Origin of the sequence: Novosphingobium clariflavum, from assembly GCF_026420865.1 — a bacterium.
Lineage (GTDB): Bacteria > Pseudomonadota > Alphaproteobacteria > Sphingomonadales > Sphingomonadaceae > Novosphingobium > Novosphingobium clariflavum.
On the sequence record NZ_JAPCWC010000028.1, the window covers coordinates 29,648 to 40,001 of the forward strand.

The window sequence follows — 10,354 nt, forward strand, 5'->3', positions numbered from 1 at the left end:
GGCGGCGCCCCATTACCCCTGCATACGGGGCAAAACGCTCAATTAAACAGATCGAGCTGCTGTTGGTTCGCTTCCCGGTGCTTCGCGAGAATGGCGTAGACCTGTGCCTCGCGGATTTTTAGCCGGTTAGCAATCTCTCTCTTCGTCACCTTCTGATCGGCAAGCTGCACGACCATGCGGTAGATGACAACACGATAGGGCACCTTGATCCAGGTGCGATAGAGGCAATCGCAAAGATGAAGCGCAGCGGCCTCGCCGATCGTCTCGGCAAGGCGCGGTTCGCGCTTGTGATCCTTGGGGATGTAAAGGCGCTCACCGCGAAATTCGAGCGCAAGCGCGAATGCCGCCTCTTCGCCGATGATTTCGGCGATATCGTCCAGGACCTGCGATCCTGTGCCCAGGGGCGAAGAGGCGGCGGCGCCGACCATCAAGCCAGCGCCACGATCAAGGCACCAAGGATGACCAGCCAGAAGCCAGCAAGCGCAATGAAGATACGGCGCCACACCTGCGCGCGTCGGGCATGGCGACGGCGATCTTCGCCGACGATTGGAAGCGTACGGCTATCCAGCCTTTCGCCGAACTGATCGAAGCTGCTGTGCGAAACGAAGCAACGGTCGGTCACGGGCGTCCTCCCGTCATTTCACGCAGCTTGTCGCCGAGGTTCGCAGCGAGGCTGGCGTGCTGCTCGGCAGAGAACGGGCGTTCTTGCGCCGTCTCTATCCCGCAAAGGCGATACGCGGCGATAGGAAGCGTCCAGTCGTCAGGGATGACGCCCGCCGCCTTCCTCTTCGCGACGATCGCCGCGCACAGGTTCGCCTGTAGGCCGAGCGGGCCGCAAGGAATGCCCTTGTGATCGACCAGCGCCCAGCCTTCACGGGTCGCCATGGACTTGAGCGCTTCGATCAGGCGGAAGGAATCGGAATCCCGCGCCCAGACCATCCGCTCGCAGCCGAGCTGCCGCTTGGCGAAAGCTTCCAGAGCGGGCTCGCCGGGATTGTGAACCACGCCCAGGTGATAGAGCGAAATCCACAGCGCGCGGGCTTTGACCGCCATGGGCTGCTGCGCTGCCTTGCGCTGGGACGCATTTGGCAGAGGGCGAAAGCCCTTTGCCTTGAGCGCTTCAACGACGCGCACGAGCTGCGGATCGCTGCAATCCTTCAGGCTCAACTTGCCCGTCTCCGAAAGCAGGAGTTGGCGATAGTCGTCCTCGTCCATGTTGAGGCTCTGGCGCCCGATGTTGATCTTCGCCAGGAGCGAACGGCGACGCTGGGTAGACTGGTCGAACTGCGCCGGCCGTGCGGGTGCAGTGTTACGCATGGTCACCTCCAACGATGATGAGAAAAGCCAGCCCACAGGCAAGTGCACACGCCGTGAGCCAAAAGGCGGCAACAATCTCGACCACGCTTTCCGTTGCCGAGACTTCGCGGTGGTAGGCACGCACGATCGCACGTGCGTTGGAGATCAGTTCGCGCATGGAGAGACCTCCGCCCAGGCGGGCCCTTGCGCGATGATCGCATCGAACCAGTCCGGGCCTGGAGCCGGCGCGAAACCGAGGAATCCCTCGATTTCGCGGATCAGCTCAATCCGGCCCATTTCGCCCTCGATCGAGAGGCGCGCCTCGCTATCGCGGACGATGGTGAGATTGCCGAAAAGGTCGGGAACCAGATGCGATCCCGCCTCGATATAGCCTCGCGTATCGCTGCGGACTTCGGCCACGGCGCGGGCGAGCAGAGCGCTCGCCGTTGCCATGCGCCGCACAAGCGCGTTTTCGAGATCCGCGCTCATGCAGCGATCGCCCGAGCCGAAAGCTGCGCCCATGCGTCCTGAAGGTGGTCCGTGTTGAGCGGCTTGTTCTCGCTGGAAGCAAGCATCCATGCGAGTTCCAGCATCATCGTTGCGCCGCGCAGACCGCCCGGCAGAAGCGCGACCTTGCGGACCTGTGCGACTTCCCTGTCGCTGGAGATGCCCCATGCTTCGGCAAGCGCGTCGGCATCGGCCAGGAGTGGGACGTTGCGCACCAGCTTGATCGAAACGCGGCTGAACAACTGGGCGAATGCTGCCTTGCGGCCGCCGCCCTCGATCTGCTGCATGATCCCGATGTTGCCGAGGAACACGATGCCGACGCCGGTGAGATCGTGCCAGCTACGGATTTCCTCGATCGCCTTGACCGAAAGATGCTGGGCTTCGTCGATGATGATGACCGGGTTGCGCAGATCGCGGACCTTCTCGCGGATCATGCGCGACATTTTCTGCGGAGACGTGTTGATGTCCGGTTGTCCCAGGGCGGCAAGGACTTCCTGCTGCATGGGGGCAACGCCCGAGGTCGACGGGGTCATCGTCACCATGAACACGTTCGGGAAGCAGGCCGAGAAATAGCGTGCAGTCTTGGTCTTGCCGAGGCCTGGGCCCATTGCGCACAGGACAACCTTGCCGCGCTGCCCGAACGCCAGCAGGTTCATGATCTGCTCGCTGGTTTCGGTCTTGAAGTACTCGGGCACTTCCGGTGCGTCGATCGCGATGGTCGCCTGCTGGACGAGAAGCTGGCGGTACTTGTAGACCAGCTGGGCCACGCGCTCTTCGTCGCCCTTATAACCGTTCTCGCTGCCAAACTGGCTGAGCGTACCGGCCGGGACGTTCATGCGCTTGGCAAGCTGCGACCAGCTCGATCCGGTGCCCGCGCGGTGGTCCATCAGCCAAGTGCGCTGCTCTTCGAGATCGATGTACTGCTTCGTCGGATCGTTCATGCTACTTCACTCCAGTCTCTTTGGTGGGACCAGTGCGCGGGGTCAGTTTCCTAGGCCGTCCCGCGCACCGACATTTCTTCAATCGTCGGTGCCGCCCACGAGCTTGAGGGCGTTGAAAACTCGGGCTTCTCGTTCGTGATGCTGGACGGCCAGCGGGGCGGGTTTGAGCGCGGCAGCCGTCTGCCCGCGATGGCGAACAGGCCGGATCACGGCGGGCTCGGGTAGCTCCATCTTCGCAGTATCGGCCTGAAGTGCGGCCACCTGTTCGGCAGCCAACAGCATTTCGGCCTCTGCTGCGCCGCGAATGCGCTTGCGGTAGTCGGCCCAGCGTTTCGCCGCCGTCTTGGCCGATGCTGCGTCGAGGAAGCCGGTGTCCTGGATGATCTCGGCGCTGGTCAGATAGCGGCCGTCGAGCGCGTAGAGGTGAACCTCTCGCATCAGGTTGTCCGGGTCGAAGCGAACGGTCACTTTCTGCCCGTGCAGTTCGCCGCAGGCTTCCGACCAATAGCGATTGCCGTAAAGTTCGATCTCGCCGGTGCGACGGTCGACCGACTTTTGCTCGGCTGCCAGCAGCGCCATGCGCATCTGCTCAGGCGTGGCCTTGCCGATCGGCGCCGAGGCGTAGCTTTCGGCGAAGACTTCGTCGAAGCTGCGATTCCGGGCCATTTCCGTGCGGCGGCCTTGCTTGGCGTTATGTGCCGCCATGCCCCGATCGACATGGGCCACAAACGCATTCCACTCGATAGCCTTGCTGCCGTAGTTCTCCGGCTTCGCCATGGGATTGTTGCCGGTATAGGCGCCTTCCATCGCCGGGTGCTTGGCGATCGTCTCGCACAGGTCGCGGAATCCGCGCTCGATCGGCTTCGATTGGCCGCGATAGGGCAGCGCCCAGTGGATGCCGATGCCGAGTGCGGTGAGAAGACCGGTCGGCTCTTCTTCCTTGATCTTGAAGCGGAAGCGTGACTTCGCGCCGCCCGTGATCCACTTCGACGCCCACGCACGGCCGTTGTCGAGCACGCATTCTTTCGGGATGCCGAAGACTTCGAACACGTCTGCAAAGGCAAGGCGTGCCTGGATGGCGCTTTCCTCGCCGCCGATGCGCCATGAAAGGAATTTGCGGCTGTAGACGTCCTGGATGGCAACCATGATCGGGCGGATCACGCGGCCATCCGGCGTCTTCACGAACACGTCGAACTTGTGGCCGTCGATGTTGATGCATTCCAGGGCGTGAAGGTCAGAAACCGTGCGGCGCTGGGATGGGATCGAGCGGCGGAGCGCTTCTTCACCCTCGCGGCGCAGCTTGATCACGGCCTTCGGCGTTTCCTTCTCCAGCCTGCGCTTGAAGGTCTTCTCAGAAGGCATTGAGAGGCCGCGCGCCTTGGCGATCTCGGCGGTGCGATTGTAGCAACTGGTCAGCGTCGGGGCGCTTGGACGCAGGTAATCGCTCTTGAACAGGTTCCAGAGAAGCGGGTCGATGTCGGCCACGGCGCCGCCGCCTTTCCGACGCGGAGCGAGCGCCGGAAGACGGTTCTCTTTCGCAACGCCCGTGATTTTATCAAGCCAATTCCACATTGTAGAAACTCCAACTGAATGGCGCCGCCCGCTCTCGGAGACGGCAGCCGACCGCGTGAGGCCCGAGCCCTCAAGAAGTTCGATTTCATTGATGATCCCAAGCCGGCGTTCCGCTTCGGTCTTCACCTTGGCCGACTGCACATCGAACCAGCGCCAGCCGCCGTTGTCGGTTTCGACCTTCTCAGGCGCTGGACGCGCATCGGTCAGGCCGCGCCTGGACAGTTCCAGCCGGGCCGTCCCAGGGAGGAGCGAAACGTGGAATTCCACGCCGCCACCGCGCCCGGCGCGGGGGCGCACCAGCAGTTCGCCAGCCGCATTGGTCCGCATCGACCAACGCTCTTCTTGGGCACGCCGATTGATCGAACGCTTGTCCGCAGGCAGGCCGGGAAGCGCGAGGTCCGCCAGTTCGGCCGGCGTGAACCATTCGCGTGCAGTTTCCTGAAATTCGTCGAGCGCGCGAGACGCCATTACTTCCCCCGTCGGATGCGAGGAGCGCTCACGGCCAGCCGCTTGCGCTCTTCCTTGAGCTGTTCGATTTCGCGGTCGATGTCGCCGAGCCGCGCGGTATGGACTTCCTCGCCGACCAGCAGCGCCGCGCCGATTTCGCGCAGGAGCGGGTCGAGCAGATCGTGGCGGTGCGTGACGACGACGAGCGCGAACATGCGCGACATCGGCACCTTGTGACCGTCACGGGCCGGGCTGGCGTAAGCGTCGAGCATGGCCCGGCTTATTTCCTCACCCAGCAGCACACTCATTTCGGCCGCGATCACTTCGCGCGACCGGCTATCGCTGTTCAGAATCGACCCGACTGTGCGGCAAATCCGCTGCTCGATTCCTGCAAGCGCAGCCTCACCCCTCGCGGGTGCGGGTGCCTCGAACAGAAATCCGAGCTGGTCGGGATGAATCTTAGCCTTCGCCATTTCCCCCCTCGCGGAACGGGAAGTGGACGTGGTCCCGGAAAGGGAACTCACCGGGGCGCGGTGCTTGGCAACGGGGATCGCCATGGCGGGCAAGGTGCTTGCGGCACTCCTGGCCCCACATTCTGCGACCCCAGGCCGTTCCCTGGTGAGCAGGCAGGCCCTTGCCCCAAAGCGCCTTGCGGTGCTCGGCATAGGTCGCCGTCTCCGGCAGGTCCGCCGTCAACTTTGCAATGAGGCGTTGCGCATGATCGCGCCACCGGCTGTCAGACACGGTCGGCCTCGAACCCGTAAGAGATTGCGATCTCGATGACCTGCTCAAGGAACTGAGCTTCGGCCTTGCCGGTCACGCGGTACTTGCGAATTTGCTCCTCGCGGTCGCACGGCGTCACGAGGATGCCGAGACGCTTGAGGAAGGCAGTCGCCGCATTCAACTGGGCTCGCCGGACATCCGATGCCAGCGGCGGCAAGGTCTTCTTGCGGGCAGGCTCGCGGATAGAGTCCATTTGCTTACGCGGTGCGGGCAACGCGATCTTCTCGCCCCGGCTCGGAGCTGGTTTAACCTTGAACCGGAATTTGCTTCCTACATCGCCGATGGCAGGGATCGATTTAGCGGCAAATGCTCGCGCTTCGCCGTAGTCCGGCCGGCCGAGGTTGGGAAACTCGGCCGGCGCGGACGGTGCTGCCGACACCGGTGCGACCCGTGCGGGCTCTTCAGGTCCTTCCGTTCGTGCGGACGGCTTGCGGAAGCTCTTGGAAGCGATGGGCGCTGCGGCACAGTCCGGCCGGATCGTCGCTGGCACATCGCTTGATGAGGAGATGTCGCCTTTGACTTCGTCGGCCAGCGTAATCGGCAGGATAGGAATGCGCACAACGCCCTTTGACGGCGTCGTAGCGGGTTCGATCACGCGCCGAACGATCGACGGCGTCATAGCGAAGGGCGCAGGCTTCAGATTGCGAACCATCTATCAGTCCCTCATCATCCAGGGCGCTTCCCAGGCACCGAAATCGGTCAGGGGCGCGTCCATCGTTTCGAAATCGTCGGGTTGTTCGGTCGGGGCTTGCGTGCCGCAGGCCCGGCGCCGCGTGCGCTCCTGCTCACGGAGCCGGCGTTCCGCCTCTTTCGGCGTGCAGTTCCACTCCTGTGCCTTCTCAAAAGCGAGGCGGTGGGCGCGGTACTGCTCGGCGAGAGAGGCGTAGCGCGACATCAGCGGCGTTCCCGTTCCGGCTTGGGCTTGGCGGTCGGGAGGTCGTATCCATACGGCCCGCCCTTGGCGGCGTATTTGGACTTCACCGGCTTGCCCTGGCGAAGCTTCGCCGCCTTGGCAGCGACGTGTTCCCGTTGGCGTTTGGAAGACATCAGGCAGTTTCCTCCGCGAGAGGGGGAAGCCAGATCGTCTGCGTTTCGCCCGGCACAGTCGGCCGCCGCACGTCCCAGACGAGGGCGCAGTAGTCGATCATGCCGCCACGATAGGCACGGCTTCCCATTTGGTGGATGAGATCGCCCGGCGGCATCGAGGGCCGCTCGGTGAAGTGCAGGACAAGCTGCGGCGGGAAATCGTGGCGGACCAGCCGCGACCGCTTCTTGCCCATCGCCAGCCACTTGTTCGGCAGGATCATCACGACGCGGCGTGTCGCCAGCTTCAGGGCATGGCGCACGAACGCTTCCGCGATCTTCACTACGCGGCCGTCGTAGATGACTTCACGGTAGGAATAGGGCGGGTTCGACCAGATTTCGCACTCGTCTGTCGGCGCGGTCTCGCAATCCATGAAGTCGGCCGAGAAGAACGTGGGCAGCGTCTCGAAATCGTCCCAGCAGACGTTGTTGACCACGTCGGACAGGAAAATCCGATCCACGCCCCAGCCTTGCAGGCGCGATCCGCTGTGGCCGTAGCCTGCTGCCGGGTCCCAGATCGGCACCGGCACGCCTGCCTCCAGTTCCGCGATCCCGATCGCGCGCACGATCTGATCCCATTCCCAGCCTTCCTCGACGTACCAGTCGAGCGGATGGCGCTTCTTGGGCTTGGCCGAGGAAAGCTCACCGCGCATCGTTCAGCTCCTCGTTGAGCCGGTCGCGGAGTGCGGTCTTCAGCGCAGGCGTGAGCAGCGGCACGAAGTCAGTGAACAGGAACCGTTCCTTGTCGCCCTTGCCGAGGCGCGACCAACCGCTCTTGATGGCGTTGAAGTGCTTTTGGCTCGCCAACGGTGACGCGGCACCGACAGAGCCGGTCAGGCCGATCCCGAGACGGACCTTCGCGTCCTCGACGCTCAGTTCTTCGTCTTCCAACAGCGCCTCGATCAACGCCTTGCGGCTGACCTCGTCGCGCACCTGGGCAATGTCGCGGAGTTGCTTCGCGTTTTCGCCGACGATGGGGTGCTTCGAGAGGGCTTCCGCCATGCCGGGGAATGGCTCGATGACAAGGCGGAACAGTTCGAGATCGCGGTGGATCGAACGGCGCGACATACCAAGCGCTTCGCCGACTGATTCCTCCCAGCCGTATGCTTGTGCCATCGTGGCACAAGCATCGCCGGTCTCTTCTGCAAGAGCCTCCTGAGCGGTCTGTTCGCTTGCCTTCACACGCGCCCATCGTGCCTTAGCGCCGAGCTTCTGGTGGCTCAGTTCGCCATGCTCGCGGGCAATGCGTTCCTGGGCAGCTTGAACCAAGGCGGCGGTGAACTTCGCGCGTTCGATGGGTGCGAGAGGGCGCCGGTGCAGGTTCTCGCTGGCCTCCAACTCTTTGAGCTGTTCGGGCGTACCTTCTACTTCGAGCGCGTGGACCGATATGCCTTCAACACGCGCGCCGATCAGTCGATGCATGCCGGTTACAAGCCGCCACGACTTGAGCGGCGAACCCTTCTTGTTGGCCACGACCTTGATCGGGTCTCGCTGGCCGTCCACCGCCATCAGACGACCGATTGCGGCGGCTTTGTCCGCGTGCAGGAATCCGATGCGCTCGCCTTCATCGACAAGATCGGGATCGATCTCGAATAGCGTTGCATTGGCCAGCAGGGATGCGGGAGCGGTCATGTATGGGGGCGGCCTTCACTTAGACGATGCGAGGCGGCGCCAGCGGCGCTAGCGTTCACAGCATCGGAATGGTTGGTGGAGAATTGCCCGTGGCGAAGAGCCTTGAGCAGAGAGTTCAGGAATTGGAGGACCAGGTCTGCGCCCTCCAGCAGCTCCTTCTCGCGCATATCGTCGCGTTCGCTGATGTGGACGGCGTCATGACCGACGCCACTTGCGATATCGCGTTGACGCAACTCGACGCGGCGTTGGATATCGATCGCACAGGTGCCGCTAAGCGGCTGGCTGGCCTGATCGAGACTGTCCAGAAGTGTCGTGCATAGCTTGCTGATGTCGCGGAGAGTTCGCCGCAGCTTGAGACGGCGTACCGCAAGGTGGGCGGCGGTCGGGCTGATGAAACCGGCAGGAACTCCGGTCACGAGATGCCCCAGTTCTTGTCATAGTTTCGCCAGAACCTTCCGAGGGAAGAGCGCGAAGGCGCACGGTCGCCAAATTCCTCGCGAAGTTCACGGATCGCCTGGTCGATTGTCATCTGGCGGTGCCGCAGGAGGACCGCGGCGCGAACAGGCTGGTCACCCCACCAGTCAGGGAACCGCATCTTGCGGCGATCACCGGCATCATTCCGGTATCGGAAGATCGCAGGGGTATAGGTTACGGCAGCGGCGTACTGCGGGCTTTCAACAAGAGCGCGGGTGCCTGCGGCTCGCTCCAGTATGTCGATCCGGCGTTCCAGCCGGTCGAAAGCACGCTCCTCGGATGTAGGCGCGGAAGCGGTCAGTTCACCTCGGCGGTAGGCCATGTACACAGTGATGATTTGGGCGCGGACCGCCGCCGCATTCGGTGCGCGGCTGAACATGCAGATCAGCAGCGCTTGCGCCTCGCTGAGGTAGTAAGTTGTGACCTCTCGCCGGCCGCCTTTGCCGTGTTCGATCAATTCGCGCGCCGCGCGAATTGATCCATGCAGGGAAAGTTCACCCTCGTTCTTCCGGATCACCCGCCTGATGTCGAGTGGCTGGGCCATGCCCAGCACCTCGCCAAGGCGCACATCCATGACGCAGTGCTCGCCGTCGATCGCCCGCAAATCTGCGGGACACAGTGCCAGGGCGCCCATGTTCAGGCCACCTTGTCACTTAGACGATGCACCTGGTCCTGTTTGCGCCTATGACGGGGCGTTGTTGACAGATTGTAATAGAGTTCAGCGTAGTGGGAATTTACCCGATGCACCGGAATATCCAGCTCATCCGCCACGGCCTCAGCCGCGCGCATGCTTGCCTTGCCGATGAGCAATTGGCTCACCATTCGGTAGGGCAAGCCCTTAAGTCTCTCGAATTTTCCAATCGTGCCATAGCGCTGGCGCAGCTTGGATTTGATGTCTTCAGGATGGAGTGGAGGTAGCATGGCTGTATCCTGTCTTCGTCACCGTTGGTTACAACTAGATCTTTTGGTGTAACCAACGGTGACAGTCAAGGGCCATTCAGATGTGGACGCTGAAATTGCGGCCATGAAAGATGCTGTTGGAGCGGAAAATAACGCTCAACTAGCTGATTTTATTGGAGTTAGTCGAAACGCGATTAGCCTCTGGAGGAAGCGAAATTCCATTCCTGAGAGCGCGCGCCGAAAGGTCGCTACGCTCGCGAGGTATGGCGCTGGCGCGCGCGCGATGGACGAAAAGCGGATCGAACTGGGTGGCGCAGTGATCCATGCCGGGCGTTGTCTTGCTCTTGCCCTGGCGCCGTCAGTGGACTCGCTTGAAAAGGGTGGCCGCTATCACCTCAGCAACTATGGCGAGGTTCTAACCCATTATTCTAGTTATTTCCGAGAGTTAGAACTTTCGTTCGCCGAAATGGTGGCAGAGCGACAGCAATTATCAGGAGAGAAAAACGCCTCGGAAGCAATGTCTGTCATCTTGCGGGAACAAAGGGGCGACTACACCGACCTCTATGAACGCGCGATCCAGCGCGCCTATGCTTGGCGAGCAGGTGAGGCTACGCAATAGGAGCTGTCATGGCAAACGAACTTGATGATATCATGGCCGAATGCGACTGCCCTGTTTGCGAGGTGATGTTCGAAATCAGCTATAAGACCATGCGATTGGG

At 62.4% G+C, this 10,354-nt stretch carries 17 protein-coding genes; 1 reads left to right on the forward strand and 16 read right to left on the reverse strand.

Features of this window, described 5'->3' with window-relative positions:
- Positions 1–38: 38 nt before the first annotated feature.
- The 16 genes from OKA11_RS20895 to OKA11_RS20970 form a co-directional block, all read right to left on the reverse strand.
- Positions 39–428, reverse strand: a complete 390-nt coding sequence (locus OKA11_RS20895; RefSeq protein ID WP_267223890.1) for a hypothetical protein — start codon at positions 426–428, stop codon at positions 39–41.
- Complete coding sequence (locus OKA11_RS20900) at positions 428–622, reverse strand: hypothetical protein (RefSeq protein WP_267223892.1); 195 nt, start codon at positions 620–622, stop codon at positions 428–430. Before OKA11_RS20900 ends, OKA11_RS20895 begins: the two co-directional genes overlap by 1 nt.
- Positions 619–1,215, reverse strand: coding sequence for a regulatory protein GemA (locus tag OKA11_RS20905; protein ID WP_267223894.1), 597 nt, complete (start codon positions 1,213–1,215; stop codon positions 619–621). The genes OKA11_RS20900 and OKA11_RS20905 overlap by 4 nt, the downstream gene beginning before the upstream one ends.
- A gap of 94 nt (positions 1,216–1,309) precedes the next feature.
- Positions 1,310–1,474, reverse strand: coding sequence for a hypothetical protein (locus OKA11_RS20910; protein ID WP_267223895.1), 165 nt, complete (start codon positions 1,472–1,474; stop codon positions 1,310–1,312).
- The gene (locus OKA11_RS20915; protein ID WP_267223896.1) at positions 1,462–1,785 is read right to left on the reverse strand and encodes a hypothetical protein; all 324 of its coding nucleotides are present in this window, start codon (positions 1,783–1,785) and stop codon (positions 1,462–1,464) included. The genes OKA11_RS20910 and OKA11_RS20915 overlap by 13 nt, the downstream gene beginning before the upstream one ends.
- The gene (locus tag OKA11_RS20920; protein WP_267223898.1) at positions 1,782–2,744 is read right to left on the reverse strand and encodes an AAA family ATPase; all 963 of its coding nucleotides are present in this window, start codon (positions 2,742–2,744) and stop codon (positions 1,782–1,784) included. The genes OKA11_RS20915 and OKA11_RS20920 overlap by 4 nt, the downstream gene beginning before the upstream one ends.
- Before the next feature lie 78 nt (positions 2,745–2,822).
- Complete coding sequence (locus OKA11_RS20925; RefSeq protein WP_267223899.1) at positions 2,823–4,784, reverse strand: transposase domain-containing protein; 1,962 nt, start codon at positions 4,782–4,784, stop codon at positions 2,823–2,825.
- Entirely contained in the window at positions 4,784–5,236 is a 453-nt protein-coding gene (locus OKA11_RS20930; RefSeq protein WP_267223900.1) for a hypothetical protein, read from the reverse strand. The genes OKA11_RS20925 and OKA11_RS20930 overlap by 1 nt, the downstream gene beginning before the upstream one ends.
- Before the next feature lie 263 nt (positions 5,237–5,499).
- Entirely contained in the window at positions 5,500–6,198 is a 699-nt protein-coding gene (locus OKA11_RS20935; RefSeq protein WP_267223901.1) for a hypothetical protein, read from the reverse strand.
- 3 nt (positions 6,199–6,201) lie between these two features.
- On the reverse strand, positions 6,202–6,441 hold the full coding sequence (locus OKA11_RS20940) for a hypothetical protein (protein ID WP_267223903.1): 240 nt from the start codon (positions 6,439–6,441) through the stop codon (positions 6,202–6,204).
- Positions 6,441–6,593, reverse strand: coding sequence for a hypothetical protein (locus tag OKA11_RS20945; protein WP_267223905.1), 153 nt, complete (start codon positions 6,591–6,593; stop codon positions 6,441–6,443). Before OKA11_RS20945 ends, OKA11_RS20940 begins: the two co-directional genes overlap by 1 nt.
- Positions 6,593–7,282: a class I SAM-dependent methyltransferase gene (locus OKA11_RS20950; protein WP_267223907.1), complete on the reverse strand. Its 690-nt coding sequence runs from the start codon at positions 7,280–7,282 to the stop codon at positions 6,593–6,595. The genes OKA11_RS20945 and OKA11_RS20950 overlap by 1 nt, the downstream gene beginning before the upstream one ends.
- Positions 7,272–8,261, reverse strand: a complete 990-nt coding sequence (locus OKA11_RS20955) for a ParB/RepB/Spo0J family partition protein (RefSeq protein ID WP_267223909.1) — start codon at positions 8,259–8,261, stop codon at positions 7,272–7,274. Before OKA11_RS20955 ends, OKA11_RS20950 begins: the two co-directional genes overlap by 11 nt.
- Positions 8,258–8,677, reverse strand: coding sequence for a hypothetical protein (locus OKA11_RS20960; RefSeq protein WP_267223911.1), 420 nt, complete (start codon positions 8,675–8,677; stop codon positions 8,258–8,260). Before OKA11_RS20960 ends, OKA11_RS20955 begins: the two co-directional genes overlap by 4 nt.
- Entirely contained in the window at positions 8,674–9,369 is a 696-nt protein-coding gene (locus tag OKA11_RS20965; RefSeq protein WP_267223913.1) for a hypothetical protein, read from the reverse strand. Before OKA11_RS20965 ends, OKA11_RS20960 begins: the two co-directional genes overlap by 4 nt.
- A 2-nt stretch (positions 9,370–9,371) precedes the next feature.
- Complete coding sequence (locus OKA11_RS20970) at positions 9,372–9,656, reverse strand: helix-turn-helix domain-containing protein (protein WP_267223915.1); 285 nt, start codon at positions 9,654–9,656, stop codon at positions 9,372–9,374.
- 58 nt (positions 9,657–9,714) lie between these two features.
- Between OKA11_RS20970 and OKA11_RS20975 the strand changes: the two genes are divergently transcribed.
- Positions 9,715–10,254 carry a helix-turn-helix domain-containing protein gene (locus tag OKA11_RS20975; protein ID WP_267223917.1) on the forward strand — a complete coding sequence of 180 codons (540 nt, stop codon included), beginning with the start codon at positions 9,715–9,717 and terminating at the stop codon, positions 10,252–10,254.
- The last annotated feature ends 100 nt before the right edge of the window (positions 10,255–10,354 follow it).